Origin of the sequence: Parendozoicomonas verongulae, assembly GCF_009711465.1 — a bacterium.
In the GTDB taxonomy this organism is placed as follows: domain Bacteria; phylum Pseudomonadota; class Gammaproteobacteria; order Pseudomonadales; family Endozoicomonadaceae; genus Sansalvadorimonas; species Sansalvadorimonas verongulae.
On sequence record NZ_SMME01000851.1, the window covers coordinates 26,563 to 49,620 of the forward strand.

Below are 23,058 nucleotides of genomic sequence, written 5' to 3' on the forward strand. Positions count from 1 at the left end.
TCATAAAAGCGAGATGGAAGGTGTAACCTCGTTGAAAACAAATACATTTATGGGATCAATATCGCTCCCTGTTCGACGAACCCTTCGGTTCGCCGTGTTACCCCTTGTGGCTTCACTGGTACTGCCGGGAGGGCAGGCTCAGGCTCAGGAAGTGACAACCTCCGTTGATAATGCATCGTGGTACCAGTTCGATGTATTGGCTTTCCGTCAGAAGTCCCAGAGCAAGGAAGAGGAAAGGCTGCCACGCCCTACTCCTCATATATTGCCGTTGAATAGTGTAACGCTGTATAGCGAAAAGCAGCTGACGATTCCTGCAGGCCTGCTTCCGAACCCAAACCAGCTCGTTCCCGGTAACATGGATGGTGAGGTTGCACTTGAGGCTGAACTGACCGATAGAAAACCCGACCTGCTGCGGGATGCTTTTGTCCAGTTACCAAGGAGTCAGTTTTCTTTAGCCAAAGCGGAACGCTCCATGCGCTGGTCACGGGATTATCGTGTACTGTGGGAAGGCAGCTGGCGCATGCCGTTAGTACGAGATGCCGACCCGGTATCCATCCGTATTGCTGGTGGCCATACACAAGGCACAAGCCGTGAGCTGGAAGGGGTGTTGCAATTGTCCCTCAAGCGTTTTCTTCATGCGCAAACTGTTTTGTGGGTGAATGAGCTGAATCCGGTAAGACCTCTGAACCAATTCATTGCCGGTGCGCCACTGTTGAGTGAGCCTCTCAGCTCCTACAACCCTATTAGACAGTCAGTAGCAGGTCCGCTTCAGCCGCAATCTGTTCACTGGCAATGGCCGACGGAACTGGATTACTCCGCAAGTATGCCGCTTCATGCCAGCAAGCGTTTGTCATTAGGTAAGCTGATTTACATTGATAATCCTGAGGTGGGTGTTTTAATCAGGGTGTCCCCCTGGGAAAGGCCAGAAGCAGAAGCAGAAGAGACAGAAACCTTGCAGAAGCCTGCTGGCGCTTTTAACCCAGCTGCCTGATCATATGAAAAGCATTGCCGCTTTCATTGCTTTCGTAGTGAATAGCATCCATAAGCTGTTCCACAATAGGAAGCCCACGACCTGATGTTGTCCATGTATCGGGATTTGCGGGGTCAGGCACCTGAACAGCAGCAATATCACCAAGGGCAGGCATAGACTTGCCCTTATCTTTCACAATAATTTCAAGCCTGTTTCCGGGCTCAATCACTACCTCTACATCCACCCGACTGCCACTGCAGCCACTATAGGCGTGCTCAATCGCATTGTTCACCACTTCGACCACACACAATTCAATGCGATTAATATCCTCCAGGGTAAGCCCTATCATGCTGCACACACCACGGATAGCCATAGCCACGAGCACAGTGTCTTCTATCTGACTGTTTATACTCAACGACAGCCACTGCCCTTTATCATCCTGATTCTGATTGGTTTCTGTACTCATAGCTCACCATCAGTGTGATTTTGGCAAACTGACCAAGGCGTCATTCACCTTACTGTGTATGGTGAAGATCTTATCCATACAGGTCAGATCAAAGAGGTCATGTACCGCTTTTTGTGGATTCGCCAGCTCGATGGCTCCACTACCGCCCATCTGCTTTAATGCAGCAACCATGGCTCCCAGACCGCTGCTATCCATAAACTCTACTTTGGACAGATCCACAACCAGTTCCTTCTGCCCCTGTCCGATCAAATCAAAAATATAATCCCGAAATGGCGTAGCCAAACTGGCATCCAGCCGGGGCTCATCAATTTCAACAACAGTTTTTCCCGCTTCCTGACGACTACCAAACCCCATAGTGCTAACCTCCCTGGTACTCCAGCACAAGACACGTCACATCATCATCAAAGGCTTTACAGTCACGCCAGGCTCCCAGCTCAGACCAAACACCTTCTACCATCTGTTTCATCGGCAAATGACGGCCATCATAGAGCGCACAATGCAGGCGCTCATCGCCATACTGCTCCCCTTGTGGATTTTCACACTCAGTAATGCCATCAGAATACATAAATAGCCGATCCCCTTTCTTCAGGGTCAATTCGGAGTAGTTCCAATTCATCCCTGGCATCATACCCACAGGTACACCCGTATCTTTTACCGGATGCAATTCACCGTCAGAAGGACGAATCCACAGTGTTTCAGGATGGCCTGCATGGGTCATCCGCACTTTACCTGTTGGGGAGTGAATCACGCCATAAATCATGGTGAAATACAGCATGGTTTCTGCGGTTGTCTGGAAACGCTGGTTTAAACTGGCAACCACGTCTTCCGAGGGGCGCACTTTGTAGTAGGGAGGTTCAGTGATCTGTTTTCTTAACATGGATGTATTGGCATCAACATCCATCAGTAAGTTATTGAGAGTAAAGGAAAACAGGGCTGATGGAATGCCATGTCCGGCCACATCCAGCTGATAGAACATCACATGCTCATCATCCAGGGCGTGATAGCCGAACATATCACCACCAAGAATCTGACTGGGCTGGAACCGCCAGTCGAACCCGACACCCTGAATCACTGCTGGAGGTGCTAACAGGCTTTCCTGAGTTTTTGCTGCGGATTCCAGATCGCTTTCTACAGTGGCCAAAGTCTTGGACAGTTGTTCATTCTTCTGCTCCAGACGCTGTTCAAGGGAGATCACTCGGGCACCGGATTTGAGTCGAGCTTCAAGCTCCTGATAATCGACGGGCTTGCGGAGAAAATCATCTGCTCCCACAGACAGTCCTTTCACCGTTGCATCCCGGTCCGTTTTGCCGGTGAGGAGAATAAAGTAGATATAGCGATCGAAGCGACCATCACGAATCGCTTCGCAAAGACTGATACCATCCATATTGGGCATCATCCAGTCGCTGACCACAAGGCTGATATCGGGGTGTTCGGTAAGAACTTCGAGGGCTTGTACACCATCTTCGGCCTGATGAACGGTATGGCCAAGGCGGCGAACAACTGCGGTTAACAGCTTGCGCTGGTCACGGGCATCTTCAACGATCAGAACATCCATGTACAACTGACTTCTCTGATGAGGTAATAAGTCAGTTATAGCAGGACACGGGTGTCAGACAGGTGGCGAATGGGAACGAACTGCCTATGGCCACCTGGCTGAAGCTGTTTATGTCAATCAATCGACAGCAACAGTATCCGGATTCGTCATTTCCAATGTTCTTGTTGGGAAGGCAACATCCGCACCATGACGATGGATAATCTCAAGAATATCAATCATCACCTGCTCTTTGACTTCATGGAAACGTTTCCATTCGCAGGTTTTGGTGAAACAGTAGATAAAAAAGTCCAGTGAGGATGCTCCAAAGTTGTTGAAGTGCACCATCATAAGCTGGTTTCCATCAATATGTTCATGTTTGGCGAGATAGCCGCGCACCTCTTCCAAAACTGCCGGCAGAGTACGGGCATCCTTATAACGCAAACCGATGGTTTCTTTGATTCTGCGATTCAGCATTCGTGAAGGGTTCTCAACAGAGATGCTGCTGAACGTGGCATTGGGCACATATAGCGGACGCTTATCAAAGGTACGAATACGGGTCTGGCGCCAGCCAATATGTTCTACAGTGCCTTCAATGTTCTTGTCTGGGGAGCGAATCCAGTCACCCACTTTAAAGGGGCGATCCAGATAGATCATCATACCCCCAAAAAAGTTAGCAAGCAGGTCTTTGGCTGCAAAACCAATGGCGATGCCACCAATGCCACCAAAAGCGAGAATGCCGGAGATGCTGTACCCCATAGTCTGCAGGACCACCAGAGTGGAGGTAATAATCACTACCGCCCGCAACAGCTTGCTGATCGCGGATGCTGTGGTTTCATCAACCGTAGAGCTGTCCTGACGAATAATCTTACTCTCTACCTCATGAATAAAGCGGATAGCTGCCCAGGACACAATAATGATCACGGCAAGATCATAAAACGCATCCACCCGGCGCAACAGAGCAATACCAGACTCTTCTCGCACAATATCCGCCACCCACATCAGACCAATCACCCAGATCAGGGCAACAGCGGGGCGACGTACGGCGTGCAGTAAAGTGTCATCCCACAGGTTCTTGGTCTTGGTAAGACTCTGAGCCAGATGCCCCATAAACCGACTGGAAATAAAATGAACGAACGCCGTAATCACTAAGGCAATAAAAGCCTGAACTACCCAACTTCCCTGGGCATTAATCCATGCCTGCACGGTTTCCATGAAACTGGTCATAGGACTAACAACCATCTCCTGTGTTTGTCTGAACAATAAAAATCTGAAGTTTACGTCAATGATTTCAAGCGTGCCTGAGTTTCAACCCTGCGAGGGTCAGATTCCAGATCACCCCATAAAACGGAGGACGAGCCTTTCATAGCTTCCAGTCGCTTGCGTTGCAAGGTGTTTACAGCAGGCAGTTTTTCCTGTTCCCAGGCCTGTACAACCTGATCAACAGCATCGGGATTATTACATGCCAAAATGGCATCACAGCCAGCATCAAGAGCCTTGATAGAACGCTGAACAATATCTCCTGCTACGCTGGCTCCGGCCATGCACAGGCAGTCGCTGAATACGGCACCGTTGAAATCAACCTTTTCCCGTAACATATCGTTTAGCCAGAATCTGGAAAAGCCAGCGGGGGCATCATCCAGTTCGGGGAAACGCACATGGGCAGGCATCACGCCATCCAGCCCTTGCTGAGTTAATGCCATGTAAGGGCGCAAATCAGGTTCGATTTCACAGAGGGTACGTTTATCTGTTGGAAGAGCAATATGGGAATCTACGCCTATGCCGCCATGGCCGGGAAAATGCTTGCCCACAGATTTCATACCAGCCGCATGCAGCCCCTGAATAAAAGCACTGGCCAGATCAATAACAATGTCCGGGTTATCGGAAAAACCACGATCTCCGATCACACGGCTGATGCCTCGGTCCAGATCAAGCACTGGGGACAGCCCAAGATCAATACCCACAGAACGAAGTTCGCTGCCCAAAAGCCAGCCTGTATCCTTAATCAACTCAACAGCCTGGGCCGGTGAATTCCTCCACAAACGGCCGAAAGTTCCCATAGAAGGTACAGTGGTAAAGCCTTCCCCACGGAAACGCTGCACCCGGCCACCTTCCTGATCCGCCATAATCAACAGATCATTATTGATATCACGCACCTGTGCCACCAGATCAGTAAGCTGGGCACGGCTTTCAAAGTTGCGGGTAAACAGAATCAGCCCAGCCATAGCCGGGTGACGGAGCAGGTGTTTTTCCCTGTCAGTCAGTTGTTGCCCTACGAGATCAAAAACTAGAACCCCGCAGCGGGGCTCTGGAGCTGGGCTGGACATGGCACCCTCACAATCATCCTGAATTATCTATTCATGGATGGTGACGGTCATACCTGCACAGGTCAATGGATAAAGCTCAAGAAGATCATCACAGTTCATGCGCACACAACCGTGGGACATAGGTACGCCCATGGGTTCACTGTCTGGCGTGCCATGGATATAGATGTAGCGACGCTGGGTATCGACTTCACCTAAGCGATTGAAGCCAGGCTCTTTGCCACAGAGCCAGAGAATACGCCCCAGAACCCAGTCTCTGCCGGGTTGCTGCTGGTGGAGTTCGGGGGTCCAGACTTCACCGGTAAAACGTCGGCCTTTCAATACAGCGCGGGCAGGAAGGTCATCGCCAATTCTTGCACGAATAATATGCTGACCAAGTGGGGTCTGCAGGCTACCGCTGCGCTGCCCTACTCCGTTAAGCCCGGTGGACACTGCCCACTCACGAAGCAAACCATCTTTTTCCAGAACCAGACGCTGGCGGCCAACATCAACTGTGATCGACATTCTCTACTCTCAACACGGTGGACTGGGGGGATCGCATACCAGACACAAGGAATGGCAGCAACCTGCGCAGTGTATCTTCAACCGTGGCTGTAGTGCCATTTTCCGCTTCGCTGATGGCATTGAGAGTATCAAAGTCAGACATAGTGAACATCACTGATCCCATCATAAAGTTGATGCGCCAGTAAAGCTCCTGCTCAGGCAGATCGGGAGCAGCCTTCACCAGTAAGCGGAAGTAGCGGGAAAAGACATGACCATAGACAGTTTGCAGATGCTTGCGTAAATGTCCCTGCGTCTGGGCATAGGCCAGTGCCAGCAGGCGCATGAACACCTTCAGATCATTCTGCCCACGGGGCTTCACTTTCATAATCTCTGTAAACAACATATTGACCAGCTCTTCCAGGCCAGGCTGAGCCCCCGTATCTTCAATTTCATCCAGCCGGTTACCCAATCTGTCCGCAAAAGGATCAAGAAAACGGGTAAAAACTGCTTGAATAAGTATCTTCTTGGAACCAAAGTGGTAATTCACTGCAGCGAGGTTTACCTTTGCATGACTGGTAATAGTTCGCAGAGAGGTTTCTGAGAACCCCTTTTCTGCGAACAGATACTCCGCTGCATCAAGTATTCGTTCTACTGTATCAATTTGCGCCATTGGTTGATGATCCACCCCAAAAAAAACATGTGTTTCAAACACATGTTTTATTCAAACGACCCGACTGTCAAGTTTCACCCTTCCTGAAATTCCTTAGAAAAAATTGCAGAATCAAAAAAGCTGTATATAATCACAGGTACTGTATAAAAAAACAGATCGCAACCACCATGATCAAACTGACCAAAAGACAGTCCGAAATACTGGCCCTGATCAAGAGCCATATTGATGAAACCGGCTTTCCTCCCACCCGTGCGGAGATTGCCAAACAGCTAGGCTTTCGTTCAGCCAATGCTGCGGAAGATCACCTCAAGGCTTTAGCCAGAAAAGGTGCTATTGAAATCATTCCTGGTACATCCCGTGGCATCCGGATTCCAGCAGAGGAACAGGGGGCTGCTAACGATACTAGCTTGCCTATTATCGGTCAGGTGGCTGCAGGCTCTCCTATTCTGGCTCAGGAGCATATTGAAAGTCACTGTCAGCTGCCTCCCGATTTCTTCTCACCCAAGGCCGATTACCTGTTGCGGGTAAAAGGTATGAGCATGAAAGATATCGGCATTTTGGATGGTGATCTGCTGGCCGTACACAAAACCACCGACGTTCATAACGGACAGGTCGTTGTGGCACGTATCGGTGAAGAAGTGACTGTGAAGCGTTTTGAGCGCAAGAAAAACGTTGTCTGGCTTCACCCGGAAAACAGCGAGTTTAAATCAATCAAGATCGACCTTTCCCAAGATCATCTGGAAATTGAAGGCCTGAGTGTTGGCGTGATTCGACACTGATTGAGCGCAAATACTGTTTTAGACACCAGCACCAAAAAGACATCGCCCAAGCTACAACGGCAGGACAACGAACATGGAAACCCAATACAAACTTTTGCCTTACTGGACAGACAATGCCAGCACACAGCCTCAATCGTCCATGGATACCCAGGCAGAGCGTATTGGGGAAGTTGTTCTGCCATCGCTGGGATTCAGCATGGCTGCTCTGGTAGCTCCCATGCTGAACCAGCTGAGCCGAAGTGATGACCACCGCTGGCTAACTCTGGTGTGCACCACCGCACAGGCCAAAGATATCGCCCAGTGGTTAAAAACCACTGGGGCTGTCATCAATAAACTGCTGCTGTTAACTGCCGAAGATACCATTGGCTGCCTCCAGCTCAGTGAAAAAGTGTTGTATGCAGGAAACAGCCATACTGTTGTATGCTGGACTGACTCATTGAATCCGGCAGCCATCTCACCTTTGGAAGATGCCGCCCGAGCCGGTGATTGCGCCGGTGTAATTATCCGCCAGCGTCATAGATAAATTGTATGAGTGTTACCACTCTTGCAACTGCCCCCGGATATCCTGCACTAGCTCTGTCATAGCGTTCAGGACTTCCTCTTCCCGCCCGCGACAGCCAACCGAGGTTGAATGAGCAGAGGATGCAATAAGCCTCTCTACAGCCACACCTTCGATACTGTCCGGCTCAATATCTTCCTGAGAACGCTGGAAATCATAAAAGACAGTAGATAGCCACCCATGCTCTGCAAGGCTTTTAATCTGCTGTACACCACCGGAAAGGATATTCTGTTCACTCAGAATGATTTCCGCCTCTGGCAGGGTGACAGGTTTACCTGTGGGAATAAGACTGGCCTCCAGTATTTCACCTAACAAACCGTTCACAGTTCCGTAGAGATGGAACAAAAAAGCCTGACGCGCTGCTTCTTTGTCTGCGCCTGCCTCCTTTTCCTGCATTCTCAACATGGAGCGAGCCATAACCAGCTTACTGTTCGTGAACGTGATTAACTTCTCAGACACAATGAACCCCGCTTTTGTTTGCTGGCAGGTTAGCGAAATTACTTCTTCTTACGCTTATCGCGGATATCCCATTCACCATCCACGAAGAAGGCCTGCCAGCCACTGGCCTTGCCGCCCACTTCTGTCATTACGTATTGCTGCTTGGTTTTGCGGCTGTAACGAACCATTGCAGGATTCCCATCCGGATCAGCTACAGGGGCAGACATCAGGAAGTGATACTTCTTGTCAATTGCGTCCTTATGGGGCAGCAACTCTTTTACCAATGGTGCGCGGGTTTCCCGGTTTTTGGGGAACTTGCTGGCTGCCAGGAACAGGCCAGAGGCACCATCACGCAGGATGTAATGATCCTCCACTTTCACACACTGGAGCTCAGGCATAGGCACAGGGTCCATCTTCGGTGGTGCCGCTTCACCGCTCTTCAGCAGCTTGCGAGTATTCTTGCACTCTTCTGCTGTACATCCGAAATACTTACCGAAGCGACCAGACTTGAGCTGCATTTCCGCACCACACTTGTCGCATTCGATGACCGGGCCTTCATAGCCCTTGATCTTGAACTGCCCTTCTTCGACCTCATAGCCAGAGCAGTCCGGGTTGTTACCACAGATATGAATCTTGCGCTGTTCATCCAGCAGGTAGTTTTCCATAGCGGTTGAACAGATGGGGCATCGACGCATGGCACGCAATGCGTTCACTTCCGCGTTCTCATCATCAGCGTTAATCGCTTCATCACCATGAACAAGGTTCATGGTTTTCTTGCAGCGCTCTTTAGGAGGCAGTGCATAGCCTGAACAACCCAGGAATACACCAGTACTGGCGGTACGAATCTGCATGGGGCGTTCACAGTCTGTGCAGGTAATATCTGTCATCACCGGCTCGTTGGCGCGCATACCACCCTCTTTCTGCTCCGCCACCTCCAGGCGCTGACTGAAATCTTTGTAGAAACCGTTCAGCAGGCTCTTCCAGTCAGAATCACCGTTAGCCACGCTGTCCAGATCTTCTTCCATTCGAGCTGTAAAGCTGAAATCCAGCAGATCATGGAAGTTCTCTACCAGCCGATCAGTCACGATATCGCCCATCTTTTCTGCATAGAAGCGGCGATTTTTGAGGGCTACATAACCGCGATCCTGAATAGTTGAGATAATGGACGCATAAGTGGATGGACGGCCGATGCCCTTTTTCTCCAGCTCACGCACCAGTGCCGCTTCGGAAAAGCGTGCAGGGGGTTTGGTGAACAGCTGGCGAGGATCAAGAGTATCCAGGTCCAGTGCCTGACCTTCTTTCATCTCCGGAAGAATCACGTCTTCAGCCTTGCCGGATACCGGAGGCAGCACCTTGGTAAAACCATCAAACTTCAGGGTACGGCCACGGGTTTTCAGTTCAAAGTCACCGGCCTTAACTGTCACGCTGGTACTCAGGTAACGGGCAGCAGGCATCTGACAAGCCACAAACTGGCGCCAGATCAGTTCGTACAGACGCTCTGCATCTCTCTCCAGGCCTTTCACTTTACGAGGTTCGGCATTCACGTCGGAAGGGCGAATCGCTTCGTGAGCTTCCTGAGCGCCGTCCTTGCTGGAATAGACCAGTGGTTTTTCAGGAAGGTAATCCTTACCAATATGCTCATCAATAAAGTCACGGACGGATGCGACAGCCTCAGCACTCAGGTTGGTAGAGTCAGTACGCATGTAGGTAATATGACCAGCTTCATAGAGGCGCTGAGCCAGAGTCATAGTCTTCTTTACGGAGAAGCCGAGACGGGTACTGGCAGCCTGTTGCAAAGTGGAAGTGATAAAAGGTGCGGGTGCTTTGGTGGAAGTCGGACGATCTTCCCTCTTCAGCACATTGAAGGAGGCAGCCTGAAGCAAGCTTACGGCTGCATCGGTCTGTTCACCATTACCCGGGCGGAATTTCTCACCGCCCTGCTTTTCTACCTGAAAACGAACACTGTTTTTGTCTGTTTTCAGATTCGCATACACCTCCCAGAACTCTTCGGGAACAAACTTTCGGATTTCCCGCTCGCGTTCAACAATCAAACGTACAGCTACCGACTGTACACGCCCGGCCGAAAGCCCACGGGCAATCTTTGCCCACAGCAGCGGAGAAACCATGTAGCCTACAACACGGTCCAGAAAGCGACGGGCCTGCTGAGCATTCACACGGTCAATGTTCAGTTCACTTGGCTCTTTGAAAGCCTCGGTGATAGCAGCTTTGGTGATTTCGTTAAAAGTCACGCGCTGGTACTCGGCTACACCTTCACCTATGGTCTGCTGCAGGTGCCAGGCAATGGCTTCCCCTTCACGGTCTAAATCCGTTGCGAGATAGACTGTGTCTGCATTGGCTGCCAGACGCCGAAGTTCATCTACCACCTTTTCCTTACCGGGGAGAACTTCGTATTTGGCCTTCCAGTCATTCTCGGGGTCTACCCCCATGCGCTCAATGAGCTGTAGTCTGGCCTTTTCCTTCTTCCTGCGCTCACGCTCTTCCGGAGACAGTTTACGGGTTTCGGCAGCGGCTTTGGCTCTGGCTTTTGCATCAACGGGCTTGCGCTGACCACTGCCACTGACAGGAAGGTCGCGAATATGTCCAACACTGGACTTAACCACGAAATTCTTGCCGAGATACTTATTGATGGTTTTCGCCTTGGCAGGCGACTCCACAATAACCAGTGATTTACCCATAAACGATCAACTCACATCCTGTATTGTCACCCGTCCGGGCAAATGTCCGAGAGGGGGGAATCGAAAAAACTGCACAACTATATATTTTTTAGTGTGCCTCTGGTCAAGATTCTTTTGCAAGAATCCGCCAAAAGGTTGTAAAAGACAGCACCTGAAGGCCGTTATACACTTATTTTTGAGTATTGGGCTTCATGCTTGCTTTCAACATAGTCTGCCTATAGGGTACACAGCTCTTTTCAATTGAGACAAGAAGTCAGAGGATTTTTCCATCGTATTTCAGCTCTCTGAGTCTGAAAAGCAGAGGGTTCTGGCTGCTCAATGGTTTAATAGCTGCAGCAAGTTTGTTCGCGTTATGAGTAAGCCTTTGCCGGTATTTATCATACACACCAGAAAGGTGATCTTTTATCCCTGCCAAAATGCTCATATCCTTTGCTGCCCAGTTCATCCCTGACATTCACAGTTAAGAATGGAATTGTTTGTCTGGCAAAGAAAACCTGCAGACACAACACACTGGTGTGTCTGCAGTCATTCTGGCTGTAAACACTAAACAGCCAGTGCGCGCTCCCATTGCATTAGCTGGCCTTGTCCAACCAGAAGGTGAACGGCATTGTGTGAAGAAAGAACGGCGATACCAATCCCGTCCTGATTGAGGGCTTTTTCATCCAGCATATTTAAATCCTTTAGGGCTATGCGAAGGCGACTCAAGGCGCAGTTTTCCACCCGCTCAAGGTTCCCTTGCCCACCCAGAGCATTGAGTACACGAGTGACTCTTGCGTCATCCAACTTTGCAACAGCCTTTGTCATGTCTGCCTCACCCTGGTGCAAGAGCGGTTGCGTTGATGCATCAGTCACATCTGCTGATTTCATGGCTTCTTCCATAGCGGCCACATTAGCCGGACTCTTGAGAAAGATATTCATATCTGTCTTCAGATTGTCAGAGCGAGGCCCAAATATGGCCTGTACACTGTTTCCCACTCTTACAACCCCACTGGCCCCTAAGTGTTTGAGGCGAGCATCGTTTACTCTGGCCGGGTCGTCTACAGTAATCCGTAGACGAGTGATGCAGGCATCCAGTGTTTTAATATTGGCAGGTCCGCCAAAGGCAATAATCAACTCCCTGCTCATATCATCATCACTATCCATAACCGCTTCAACAGTATCATCACTTTCACGCCCAGGTGTCTTCAGGTCGAACGTGGTAATCAGCACCCGGAACAGCGAGTAATAAATCACAGCAAAAACCAGGCCCAAGACAATGATTCCCCACCCATTTGTGGACTGGGGATAGAGAAGTGTGAAATCAATAAAGCCGTGGGAGAATGTCATGCCATGTTTTACGCCAAGTGCAATGCAAGTGAAATAGGCAACACCTGCCAGAACAGCATGAATGACATACAGGATAGGAGCGACAAACATAAATGAAAATTCAATAGGCTCTGTGATCCCGGTAAGAAACGATGTCAGCGCAGCCGAGACCATAATGGAACCCACCCGCTTTTTATTCTCAGGCCGTGCACAGTGCCAGATGGCAATGGCCGCTGCGGGCAAACCAAACATCTTGAAAAGATAACCGCCTGCCATATTACCGGCTGTTGGGTCACCAGCCACATAGCGGGCAATCTCCCCGGTCAGCTCCTGTCCGGTATCCGGATCGATAAAGGAACCTGCCTCAAAGAAGAAAGGCACATTCCAGATATGATGCAGGCCAAAAGGCAGCAGGCACCGTTCAATCACACCGTAAATGGTAAAGGCAAGCTCCGGATTACCCTGGCTGGCCCAGTTCGAAAAGCCCTGAATACCATTACCAATAGGTGGCCAGATAATCACAAGAATGGCTGCGACAAAAATCGCCACGACCGATGTAATGATGGGGACAAAGCGCTTACCGGAGAAAAAGCCCAGATACTCCGGCAGCTGTATGCGGTAATAGCGATTAAACAGCCAGCTGGCAACAGCACCTATCACAATCCCGCCCATCACACCGGTATCGATAGACGGAACACCCATTATGGTTGTGGTGGAAATGCCCATGTGCCCGGCAATCACTCCCATAATGGCAACCATCACCGCATAGCCCACAAAGGCCGCCAGCGCGGCCACACCATCATTTTCCGTAAAGCCCAGCGCCACTCCAATAGCAAAGATCACCGGAAGATTGCCAAAAATAGCACCTCCAGCCTGAGCCATTATCATATTGACAATGTCGGGTATCACCGAGAACTCGGCGGAACCAAGCCCCAGCAAAATACCGGCGGCGGGCAGAACCGCCACAGGCAGCATTAACGCCTTACCCACCTTCTGCAGGTTGGCAAAAGCCACTTGAAATAAAGACATTTTGACTTATACCTCTTCCTGCCACGTTTTAATCAGAGAGCGCACCTGAGCACCATCTTCAGCGGTCAGTGCTTTTTGAGCCAACTCCTGACACCGTTGACTGTCCAGACGGCGTACCAGCGCTTTCACCAGAGGCAGGCTGGGAACACTGACAGACAGTTCATTCACTCCAAGGCCAATCAGCAGCGGCACAGCATCCAGATCACTGGCCAGGCCGCCGCAGACACCTGTCCACTTGTTCTCTGAGGCGGCACCTTCACAGGTCATGGCGATCATTTTCAGAACGGCCGGGTGCAGGCCATCAATACGGTTGGCCATTCGGGGGTGGCCGCGATCAATCGCCAGAGTATATTGAGTAAGATCGTTGGTGCCGATGGAGAAGAAAGCAGCTTCCTTAGCCAGCTCTCTTGCCATCAAAACTGCTGATGGAACTTCCACCATAATGCCCAGCTCCACATCAGCCCCAATAGCTCCAGCTTCCGTGTCCAGCAATTGCTTTACCACCCGGAACTCATCCAATGCCCCGATCATAGGTAACATCACCCGTAGTTTTCCTGCACGGGCACTGCGCAGTAGAGCTCGAATCTGTGTTTTCAGAATACTGGGGCGATTGATACCGACGCGTATACCGCGCTCTCCAAGGAATGGATTTTCTTCCTCTGGTAGAGGAAGGTACGACAAAGGCTTATCGCCCCCGACATCCAGAGTGCGGATAATCACTGGCTTATCAGCTCCCATCACTTTGAGGATATCGGTATAGATTTGTGCCTGTTCGTCTTCAGTAGGGGCTGTCGTCCGTTCCATATAGAGAAACTCAGTGCGTAGCAGGCCAACACCTTCCGCTCCCAGTTTCACGGCTTTTTTTGCATCCGCCAGACTACCAATATTGGCGGCCACCTCTACAGCAATACCATCGGTCATCACAGCGGGCTCAGCGGCTGTGGCAAGGGCAGCTTTGTAAGCAGCTTCTTCTTTTTGACGATGGGAGAGGCAGTGCTCAATGTCCTCAGGCGAGGGATTTAACTGAATGAAGCCTTTGTCGGCGTTCAGTATAACCTGCGTTCCTTTTTTCACTTCGCTGACAGCACTATCCACACCAGCGATGTAAGGCAAATCCAGAGAGCGGGAGATAATCGCCGCGTGGGAGCTGGCCCCCCCTTCAAGGCTGGCAATGCCCACCACCTTTTTCAGATCAAGACTAAGCAGATCGGAAGGCGACACATCCTTGTAAACAGGAATGGCATTATCGGGCCAGCTGTCTGTGGTGACCGCTGCACCGGTGAGATAGGCCAGTACCCGGTTGCCAATATCGGCAATATCTGCAGCGCGACCGGCCAGCACAGGATTATCAAGGGCGCGCAGAGCATTCACCTCAGCCTTAACCGCCATATTCCACCCCGCCGGTGCGCTGTATCCCTGTTGAATGCTCTCTTTGGCGGCATTGGCGAGGGCTGGATCATCCAGTAACTCCAGATGAGCGGAGAAGATCTCGCTCTGCTCCCGTTTATCTTCATCCTGAAGCCCTTTTACCAAACCTGTCAGGGTGTGATGGGCTGAAGCAAGGCTGCTATCCAGCCGTGAGGTTTCATAATCTGCACCAGCCCCACGCTCCTCATAGGTGAAATTGATATCCCCCATATGAACAATGATACCGACGGCCCGACCGTCTGCCGCCTTCACACCCTTCAGCTGATTGGGGTCATCGCTTTCACTGTGCAGCAAAGACACTTCGTCCGGCTGAAGCACTGCAGCGGTTGAGGCATTAGGATTAAAGTCAGAAACATCCTCTCCCAGCCCTTCTTTTACTGCCTTAGCCAACGCCTTAACTGCACCGGATGCATCATGACCCCATACATTGATAGTGAGCACATCACGCTGATGGGTGTTCAGCTTCATAATGCCAGTGACACTGTTAGCCGGCCCTTCCACCCCATTGCACGCCAACCGCACTTCAATACCTGAGAACGACCTGCAATGTTTCACCAGCAGTGCTGCCGGTCGGGCATGGAGACCGGTCGGGTTAGGAATGACCACATCAGCAGTCGCATCGGGTTGTCCGGACGTATCAATGGCAGGAGCGGTATCACCATCGGAATCCCCCCCAACCGTCATCAGCGTGTTCTTGCCACCAGAGACAAACCCAGATGCCAGCCCGGAGAGTCGGACACCCTCCGGTTGGGTAATAATGACCGGAGATATCAGGCTGCGAGCATGGCGGGACAAATAATCCATATCAAACTCAAGCACCGGTTGCCCGACTTCTACCGTATCGCCTTCCTTAACCAGAGGCGTAAACCCCTGCCCCTGAAGGCTGACAGTGTCCAGCCCCACATGAATCAGAATATCGGTCTGATCAGAGGTGCGCAGAGTCAGGGCATGCCCGGTTTTGAAGAATTGAGCCACAGTGCCATCCACCGGAGATAAAACAACACCGTCAGTCGGATCGATAGCTAATCCATCCCCCATCATCTTCTCTGCAAAAACAGGATCGGGAATATCAGGAACGGGAACTATCTGACCGGACATGGGAGAAGCAAGCACCAGCTTGTGGCCTGCAGATGAAATCACGTCACTCAAGGGGAACACTCCACAGCTTATAACAAACATGCAAAAGCGCTGCTAAGACAGTGTAGTGTATGAAAAAAAACAGGCAGGAAAGAACACGCCCCGGCTATTTTACCGGAGACGTGTTTATTCAATCAATCACACGCGTTCAATGACAGTTGCGATCCCCTGACCCAGACCGATACACATGGTCGCCAGGCCAATCTGTGCATCTTTACCTTCCATCACGTTCAGCAAGGTGCCGGTGATACGGGCGCCTGAACAGCCCAGTGGATGCCCCAATGCAATCGCACCACCGTTCAGGTTGACCTTGTCTTCCATACGGTCGAGGATCTTCAGTTCCTTCATGACTGCCAGCCCCTGAGCTGCGAACGCTTCATTCAGTTCAAAGATATCAATATCATTGATATCCAGACCCGCACGCTTCAGTGCCTTCTGGGTGGCAGGAACAGGACCGCGTCCCATGACCGCTGCTTCACAGCCAGCCACAGCCATACTGCGAACTTTCGCACGGATATTCAGCCCCAGCGCCTGAGCACGCTCAGCCGACATCACCAGCAGTGCAGAAGCACCATCGGACAATGCAGAAGACGTACCTGCCGTTACGGTACCGTTCCTGGGATCAAACACAGGACGCAAACTCTGCAGACCTTCCAGACTGGTTTCAGGGCGAATCACTTCATCAACGGAACACTTCACCTTGAAACCATTGGCATCGTGACCTTCGATAGCAATGATCTCGTTGTCCCAGCGACCTTCCTGAGTGGCTTCCCAGGCTTTCAGATGGGAACGCACGCCGAATTCATCCTGCATCTGACGGCTGATGCCGTTCATCTGCCCCAGCATTTCCGCTGTCAGACCCATCATGTTGGAAGCTTTGGCATAGTGCTTGGAGCCTTCGGGGTTCAGGTCTATGCCGTGGTCCATTTTTACGTGGCCCATGTGTTCAACACCGCCCACTACGAACACATCGCCGTTGCCGGTCATAATGCCTTGAGCAGCTGTGTGCAGAGCCTGCATGGAGGAACCACACAGACGGTTCACAGTTTGCGCAGCCACCGTGCGAGGAATACCCGCCAGCATGGCTGCGTTACGGGCAACGTTCATGCCTTGCTCTTTGGTCTGGTTTACGCAGCCCCAGATCACATCTTCGATATCAGCTGGATTCAGGGCTTCGTTACGTTGCATCAGCGCAACCATCAGCTCGGCAGAGAGCTTCTCGGCGCGCACATTGCGGAACATACCGTTCTTGGAGCGCCCCATAGGGGTACGCACTGCATCAACTATGACCGCGTCTCTTGGATTCAGACTCATTTCTATTGCTCCTAAATTCTTCAAGACTGTGAGTAGAAAGTCTTGCCTTCAGCGGCCATTTTGCGCAGGTTCTCGGTGGGCGCGTACAGCGGGCCGAGATCAGCGTATTTGTCGCACAGGTCAACGAAGTTCTGCAGACCCATTTCCTCGATGTAACGGATCGCACCACCACGGAAGGGAGGGAAGCCAACACCGAAGATCAGGCCCATATCTGCATCTGCCGGGGTTTCAACAATGTTGTCTTCCAGGCAGCGCACCACTTCCAGGCACATAGGAATCATCATACGGGCGATAATGTCGTCCGCTTCAAAATCCTTGCGCTCTACACACACGGGAGCAATCAGCTCGTAAGTGGACTCGTCCACAACCTTCTTGGGCTTGCCGCGCTTGTCAGTTTCGTACTTGTAGAAGCCAATATTGTTCTTCTGGCCGTAACGGTCGTTCTCGAACATCACGTCAACGGCACTCTTGAAGTTACGACCCATACGCTCCGGGAAGCCTTCTGCCATCACACCTTCTGCGTGAACGCCGGTGTCGATGCCGACAACGTCCATCAGGTAGGCAGGGCCCATAGGCCAGCCGAACTTCTCCATCACTTTATCAACCTTCTGGAAGTCAGCACCGTCACGGAGCAGGCCAGCAAAACCGCCGAAGTAAGGGAACAGAACACGGTTAACGAGGAAGCCTGGACAGTCGTTCACAACAACGGGGGTCTTACCCATCTGCTTGGCGTACTTCACAGTCGTAGCGATGGTTTCTTCACTGGACTTCTCACCACGGATCACTTCCACCAGAGGCATCATGTGCACGGGGTTAAAGAAGTGCATGCCGCAGAAATCTTCAGGACGATCAAGGGCTTCCGCCAGCTTGGTGATGGAGATTGTGGAGGTGTTGGAAGTCAGCACAGTACCGGGCTTTACCTGTTTCTCAACGTCTGCGAGAACAGCGTGCTTAACCTTCACGTTTTCAACAACCGCTTCAACCACCACGTCTACGGATTCAAAGTCACCGTAGGACAGGGTTGGCTTGATAGCGTTGAGAACATCACCCATCTTGCCCGCGTCCATCTTCTTGCGATCAACACGCTTAGCCAGCAGCTTTTTAGCTTCGTTCAGACCCAGGTCGATACCGGCCTGATTAATGTCTTTCATGATGATGGGAGTGCCCTTCAGCGCAGACTGGTAGGCGATGCCGCCGCCCATAATGCCCGCACCCAGTACAGCGCCCTGCTCCACCTTACCTGCTTTCTTCTCGAACTCTTTGGCGGTTTTCTTCAGCGCCTGATCGTTCAGGAACAGGCCCACCAGGTTTTGTGCAACGCTGGTCTTCGCCATTTTGGCAAAACCCTTGGCTTCAATGCGAATCGCATCATCGCGCTTCTTGCCTGCGTGCTTCTGGATGGTTTTGATAGCGGTAACAGGAGCCGGGTAGTTAGGGCCAGCCTTGCCAGCGACAAAACCGATAGCGGAGTTGAACGCCATCATCTGCTCCATCATGGGCAGTTTGATGGGGTCGAGTTTTTCCTGTCGCTTAGCTTTGTAGTCCAGCTCGCCGGAACCGGCACGCTTTACTACGTCAATAGCCGCTTCCAGCAGTTTCTCAGGCTCAACAACCGCATCCACAGCACCTGCTTTCAGGGCAGCTTCGGGCTTATTCTCGGAACCCATGCAGATCCACTCGATGGCATTATCACAACCAACCAGACGGCTCAGTCGCACAGTACCGCCGAAACCGGGGAAGATACCCAGCTTCACTTCTGGCAGGCCAACTTTTGCCTTGGTGGACATCACACGGTAGTCCGCCGCCAGACACATCTCAAAACCGCCGCCCAGTGCAATACCATTAATGGCAACAGCGGTAGGAACAGGCAGATCTTCAAAGGCGCTGAAGATAGTGTTGGTGGCAACAGTGCCTTCCACCAGTTCTTCTTCAGGCAGTGCGAACATCTGGGTAAATTCGGTAATGTCAGCACCAACAATGAACACATCCTTGGAACTGGTAACAACAACACCTTTAACCTGCTCATTGCCTTGCAGCGCTTCAGTGGCTTGCTTGAGCTCCTGAAGTGTGGCCTGGTTAAATTTGTTGACTGACTCCCCCTGCAGGTTGAAGTCGAGCTGAGCAATACCATCGTCCAGTAGTTTGACTGTGATGGCGCTACCGTCATAGATCATCAACTTTTCTCCACGCGTTTTGGATACTGGGCCTTTTATAAAAGCTGCCACACAAGGATGCCTCAGCGACAACATACATTCTTATTCATTCGATCTTGTTCTTGGGGTTTAAATCCCCGGCCCATTGAAGTGTAATTCATACGGGCGTTTGAATCAGGCGACACCTTCGGGCAATTCTACCCCAAAGTCAAGATTTATACGTACATGAAGATGCCAGGCGAACGCATTTATACCTATCTGAGGGGCTAAACTATTCCCTCACACACTACCAAGGCACGGCAATAGCTGTTTTTTATTAATAGGAAAAGGTTATTTCTGGAAGGTATGAGGGAAACGCGCAAAATTATGAGGCAAGTCACACATTCCCTGTCATTTTGTTTTAGACTGGAGTCAGATTTCAAGAACGTGACAATAACGAGCCTGAAGGAATCTAAACATGAGTCTGTATCAACACATTCTGGTTGCCATCGACCTGACCGAAGAAGCCGATGCGGTCCTGAAAAAAGCTCGCAGTATTGCCGAAGGCAATAATGCCAAGCTGACCCTTGTTCATGTTGTCGAGCCACTCAGTGTTGCCTATGGCAGCGATATTCCTCTGGATCTCACCACTCTTCAGGATGAGATCACCCAACAGGCCCGGGAGCGGATCTCCCGCCTGGCAGAAAAAATTCATGTTGAGAAAGGCGAGCAGCACGTTGTCTACGGCCGCCCCGAACGGGAAGTTCATCGTATTGCAGAAGAGTCTGATATTGACCTGATTGTTGTTGGCAGTCATGGCCGACATGGTCTGGCACTGGTTCTTGGCTCAACGTCCACCAGTATTCTGCACGGCGCATCCTGTGATGTACTGGCAGTACGCGTAGGTAAACACTAACCTCTAACACCACTTCTACAATGAAAAGAGAGCTGAAGGATCAGCCCACTTTTCACAATACAGCCAAATTTATTGCTATCTCATAGGGTTAAGCCGTTTTTCTGCATTCCCACTTGAAGAGTAAACGACTAGAATCGTCTATTTGTTCTTCACCGGCCCTACGGAATGGCTCAATTTAAAACTCATCTGATTGTTGCTGCAGCCGTGACCGGCAGCCTGTCTGTCACTACTCTTTATGCAGGTCTTGTCAGCCCTGCCACGGCGTTGTCTCTATGGATTCTTGGCACTCTGGGCGGTCTGCTTCCAGATATTGATTCCAAATCCTCCCTGACCCTGCGGTTGTTCAATCTGCTGTTTATGGGGGGCTCCGCAGCGTTTGTTGTTGCCCGCCTTGGTCGGCAGTACCCGCTGTTATGGACGCTAGGTGCCGTTGTCGGAACACTGGCCGCTCTTGCTCTTGTTGTGATTCCTTTGTTTAAAAAGAACATGGTGCACCGGGGAAACTGCCACTCACTACTTGCTGCTCTGTTTACAGCGGTTATTGCATCGATCACATCGCTGGAATTTCTGGAAACGTCTATCCAGACAGCTTATCTGGCAGGTTTATTTGCTGGCGGAGGATTTATCACTCATCTGCTGCTGGATGAGATTTACGCGTTGAAGTTCAAAGATGAGGTGGGGCTGAAGAAGTCGTTTGGCACCGCTATGAAGCTGTTCTCAAAACGCGCGCCTATCTCTTCAGCGGTAATGGCAGTTCTATGCGGATTAGGATTCTGGTGGATGCCTGAGCCAGACTCTCTGACTATTGTACTTCAGAAGCTGGCCCACGCATCCATGCATGCTATGGGGTAACGCTATTCGGAGCGTTACTGCATATCCTCCAGTTCGCTCCAACGCTCCATCTTCTGCTCTAACAATTCATTCAGTTCGGTCAGGCGTGCCAGTGCCGTTTGCACGGTCTCCTGATCCTGCTGATAGAAGCTGTTGGAACCGGTCTCGTCTTCCAGCGCAGCCAGCTCTTCTTCCAGCTTTTCGATCTCACCGGGCAGGGCTTCCAGCTCGCGCTGCAGCTTGTAGCTGAGCTTTTTCTTTTTAACGGGTGCCGGGGCGGGTTCCACTGCTGGAGCGGGCCTGGTTTCCTCTTTGGCTTTCGCTTTATCGGCATCACCAGTTGCTGCTAAGCGGTCGATACTGCCACCCTGGCGCAGCCAGTCCTCAAAGCCGCCTACGTATTCACGAACAACACCTCCACCTTCAAACACCAGTGAGCTGCTTACTACATTATCGAGGAAGTCCCGGTCGTGGCTCACCAGCAGAACCGTACCGGGAAATTCCACCAGAATGCTTTCCAGCAGTTCCAGAGTTTCTACATCAAGGTCGTTGGTGGGTTCGTCAAGCACCAGTACGTTGGCAGGCTTGCTGAACAGGCGGGCCAACAGCAGGCGGTTGCGCTCGCCACCAGACAGTGCCTTCACCGGCACACGGGTACGCTGGGGAGGAAACAGGAAGTCTTCCAGATAACTGATGATATGGCGTTCACGTCCGTTGATGGAGATTTTCTCCCGGCCTTCCGCTACGTTATCAATCACGGTCTTTTCCAGATCGAGCTGGCCGCGCATCTGATCAAAATAGGCCACTTCCATTTTGGTGCCGCGCTTCACATCACCGTTCTGTGGTTGCAGATCACCCAGCAGGATTTTCAACAGCGTGGACTTGCCTACACCGTTAGCACCGATCAGGCCAACCTTATCGCCCCGCATCAGAGTAAAGTCCAGATCCTTCATCAGCAGACCATCACTATAGCCGTGAGTCAGGCCAGTGGCTTCCACCACCAATTTGCCAGAACGCTCTGCTGATTCTACTTTGAAGTCTGCTTTGCCCTGGAGGTTGCGGCGCTCCAGGCGCTCTTCCCGGAGTTTTTTCAGGGCACGCACCCGGCCTTCGTTACGGGTGCGGCGAGCCTTGATGCCCTGACGAATCCACACCTCTTCCTGAGCCAGCTTCTTATCAAACAGCGCGTTCTGGGTCTGTTCCACTTCCAGAGAGTGGGCCTTGCGGGTCAGGTATTCCTCGTAGTTGCACTCCCAGTTGGAGAGCTGGCCACGGTCCAGTTCAATAATGCGGGTAGCGAGGGATTTCAGGAAAGCACGGTCGTGGGTAATAAACAGCAACGCCCCACGGAAATCCTTCATCTGTTTTTCCAGCCAGGCGATAGTAATGATATCCAGATGGTTGGTGGGCTCGTCCAGAAGCAGAACATCAGGGTTGCTCACCAGTGCCCGAGCCAGTTCAACACGACGGCGCCAGCCACCGGACAGCTCGCCCATCGTCTTTTCCGCAGGCAGCTGCAAACGTTCCAGAGTCTGCTCAACCCGCTGTTGAAGCTGCCAGCCATCCATGGCTTCCAGCTTGCTCTGCACCTGCTCGAAGCGACGCATATCAGCATCTGTTTCAATATGGTTGGCGAGGGTGTGCCACTGTGTCAGCAGTTTGCCCACTTTATCCAGGCCACCGGCCACAACGTCGTATACGCTCTGATCATCAGCAACGGGAAGGTCCTGATTCAGCATACCCACTTTGATGCCGTCGTCCCTGCGTATAACGCCATCATCTGGAAGAGTCTGGCCAGAGGCCAGGCGCATCAAGGTGGACTTGCCTGCACCGTTGCGGCCAATTAAACATACCCGTTCACCGGGAGCGATCTGGAAGCTGGCGTGGTCAAGCAGAGGTTTGTCTCCGTAGGCCACGGAGACGTTATCAAAACGTAACAGAGACATGGTTTATATAGGTCAGATAAAAAACTGGAGGAAGAATACCTTTTTAGCGCTAAAAGGTCTTTGTTTTCCCAACTCTTTTACATACAATCTCGTATGTATATTTA

The 23,058-nt window shown here is 51.3% G+C and carries 19 protein-coding genes; 5 read left to right on the forward strand and 14 right to left on the reverse strand.

Annotation, left to right across the window (positions count from 1 at the left end):
• Nucleotides 1-31 precede the first annotated feature (31 nt).
• Nucleotides 32-991 (forward strand): CsiV family protein, encoded by a 960-nt coding sequence (locus tag E1189_RS15150; protein WP_230460429.1) that lies wholly within the window; start codon nucleotides 32-34, stop codon nucleotides 989-991.
• Here E1189_RS15150 and E1189_RS15155 read toward each other — a convergent pair.
• The 7 genes from E1189_RS15155 to E1189_RS15185 all read right to left on the reverse strand — a co-directional run bounded on the left by E1189_RS15155 (nucleotide 975) and on the right by E1189_RS15185 (nucleotide 6,444).
• On the reverse strand, nucleotides 975-1,436 hold the full coding sequence (locus tag E1189_RS15155; protein ID WP_155161173.1) for an ATP-binding protein: 462 nt from the start codon (nucleotides 1,434-1,436) through the stop codon (nucleotides 975-977). The two genes, E1189_RS15150 and E1189_RS15155, sit on opposite strands and share 17 nt — an antisense overlap.
• Before the next feature lie 9 nt (nucleotides 1,437-1,445).
• Nucleotides 1,446-1,790 (reverse strand): STAS domain-containing protein, encoded by a 345-nt coding sequence (locus E1189_RS15160; protein ID WP_155161174.1) that lies wholly within the window; start codon nucleotides 1,788-1,790, stop codon nucleotides 1,446-1,448.
• Between the two features lie 4 nt (nucleotides 1,791-1,794).
• Nucleotides 1,795-2,991: a PP2C family protein-serine/threonine phosphatase gene (locus E1189_RS15165; RefSeq protein WP_155161175.1), complete on the reverse strand. Its 1,197-nt coding sequence runs from the start codon at nucleotides 2,989-2,991 to the stop codon at nucleotides 1,795-1,797.
• Nucleotides 2,992-3,108: 117 nt separating this feature from the next.
• The gene (locus E1189_RS15170) at nucleotides 3,109-4,194 is read right to left on the reverse strand and encodes a mechanosensitive ion channel family protein (RefSeq protein WP_155161176.1); all 1,086 of its coding nucleotides are present in this window, start codon (nucleotides 4,192-4,194) and stop codon (nucleotides 3,109-3,111) included.
• Between the two features lie 50 nt (nucleotides 4,195-4,244).
• Complete coding sequence (gene nagZ, locus E1189_RS15175; RefSeq protein WP_155161177.1) at nucleotides 4,245-5,294, reverse strand: beta-N-acetylhexosaminidase; 1,050 nt, start codon at nucleotides 5,292-5,294, stop codon at nucleotides 4,245-4,247.
• A gap of 27 nt (nucleotides 5,295-5,321) precedes the next feature.
• Nucleotides 5,322-5,795 carry a L,D-transpeptidase gene (locus tag E1189_RS15180; protein ID WP_155161178.1) on the reverse strand — a complete coding sequence of 158 codons (474 nt, stop codon included), beginning with the start codon at nucleotides 5,793-5,795 and terminating at the stop codon, nucleotides 5,322-5,324.
• Nucleotides 5,779-6,444 carry a TetR/AcrR family transcriptional regulator gene (locus tag E1189_RS15185; protein WP_155161179.1) on the reverse strand — a complete coding sequence of 222 codons (666 nt, stop codon included), beginning with the start codon at nucleotides 6,442-6,444 and terminating at the stop codon, nucleotides 5,779-5,781. The genes E1189_RS15180 and E1189_RS15185 overlap by 17 nt, the downstream gene beginning before the upstream one ends.
• A 167-nt stretch (nucleotides 6,445-6,611) precedes the next feature.
• Here E1189_RS15185 and lexA point away from each other — a divergent pair, with 167 nt between their 5' ends.
• Together lexA and E1189_RS15195 are read left to right on the forward strand one after the other, a co-directional pair.
• The gene (gene lexA / locus E1189_RS15190) at nucleotides 6,612-7,223 is read left to right on the forward strand and encodes a transcriptional repressor LexA (RefSeq protein ID WP_155161180.1); all 612 of its coding nucleotides are present in this window, start codon (nucleotides 6,612-6,614) and stop codon (nucleotides 7,221-7,223) included.
• A gap of 73 nt (nucleotides 7,224-7,296) precedes the next feature.
• On the forward strand, nucleotides 7,297-7,746 hold the full coding sequence (locus tag E1189_RS15195; RefSeq protein ID WP_155161181.1) for a SulA-like leucine-rich domain-containing protein: 450 nt from the start codon (nucleotides 7,297-7,299) through the stop codon (nucleotides 7,744-7,746).
• Nucleotides 7,747-7,758: 12 nt separating this feature from the next.
• Here E1189_RS15195 and E1189_RS15200 read toward each other — a convergent pair whose 3' ends face one another.
• The 6 genes from E1189_RS15200 to fadB form a co-directional block, all read right to left on the reverse strand.
• Nucleotides 7,759-8,241 (reverse strand): DUF6586 family protein, encoded by a 483-nt coding sequence (locus E1189_RS15200; protein WP_155161182.1) that lies wholly within the window; start codon nucleotides 8,239-8,241, stop codon nucleotides 7,759-7,761.
• A gap of 38 nt (nucleotides 8,242-8,279) precedes the next feature.
• Nucleotides 8,280-10,916 carry a type I DNA topoisomerase gene (gene topA / locus E1189_RS15205; RefSeq protein ID WP_155161183.1) on the reverse strand — a complete coding sequence of 879 codons (2,637 nt, stop codon included), beginning with the start codon at nucleotides 10,914-10,916 and terminating at the stop codon, nucleotides 8,280-8,282.
• Between the two features lie 543 nt (nucleotides 10,917-11,459).
• Nucleotides 11,460-13,250 (reverse strand): PTS glucose transporter subunit IIBC, encoded by a 1,791-nt coding sequence (gene ptsG / locus E1189_RS15210; protein ID WP_155161184.1) that lies wholly within the window; start codon nucleotides 13,248-13,250, stop codon nucleotides 11,460-11,462.
• A 6-nt stretch (nucleotides 13,251-13,256) separates the two neighbouring features.
• Nucleotides 13,257-15,818: a phosphoenolpyruvate--protein phosphotransferase gene (gene ptsP, locus E1189_RS15215; RefSeq protein ID WP_329602060.1), complete on the reverse strand. Its 2,562-nt coding sequence runs from the start codon at nucleotides 15,816-15,818 to the stop codon at nucleotides 13,257-13,259.
• A gap of 135 nt (nucleotides 15,819-15,953) precedes the next feature.
• Nucleotides 15,954-17,129 carry an acetyl-CoA C-acyltransferase FadA gene (gene fadA, locus E1189_RS15220; RefSeq protein WP_155161186.1) on the reverse strand — a complete coding sequence of 392 codons (1,176 nt, stop codon included), beginning with the start codon at nucleotides 17,127-17,129 and terminating at the stop codon, nucleotides 15,954-15,956.
• 20 nt (nucleotides 17,130-17,149) lie between these two features.
• The gene (gene fadB, locus E1189_RS15225; protein WP_155161187.1) at nucleotides 17,150-19,303 is read right to left on the reverse strand and encodes a fatty acid oxidation complex subunit alpha FadB; all 2,154 of its coding nucleotides are present in this window, start codon (nucleotides 19,301-19,303) and stop codon (nucleotides 17,150-17,152) included.
• Nucleotides 19,304-19,739: 436 nt separating this feature from the next.
• On the opposite strand from fadB, the gene E1189_RS15230 reads away from it, so the two are divergent.
• Complete coding sequence (locus E1189_RS15230; RefSeq protein ID WP_155161188.1) at nucleotides 19,740-20,177, forward strand: universal stress protein; 438 nt, start codon at nucleotides 19,740-19,742, stop codon at nucleotides 20,175-20,177.
• A gap of 165 nt (nucleotides 20,178-20,342) precedes the next feature.
• Complete coding sequence (locus E1189_RS15235; RefSeq protein WP_155161189.1) at nucleotides 20,343-21,029, forward strand: metal-dependent hydrolase; 687 nt, start codon at nucleotides 20,343-20,345, stop codon at nucleotides 21,027-21,029.
• A 14-nt stretch (nucleotides 21,030-21,043) separates the two neighbouring features.
• Here the strand turns inward: E1189_RS15235 and uup are convergent, their stop codons facing one another.
• Entirely contained in the window at nucleotides 21,044-22,954 is a 1,911-nt protein-coding gene (gene uup, locus E1189_RS15240; protein WP_155161190.1) for an ATP-binding cassette ATPase Uup, read from the reverse strand.
• Nucleotides 22,955-23,058: the final 104 nt, after the last annotated feature.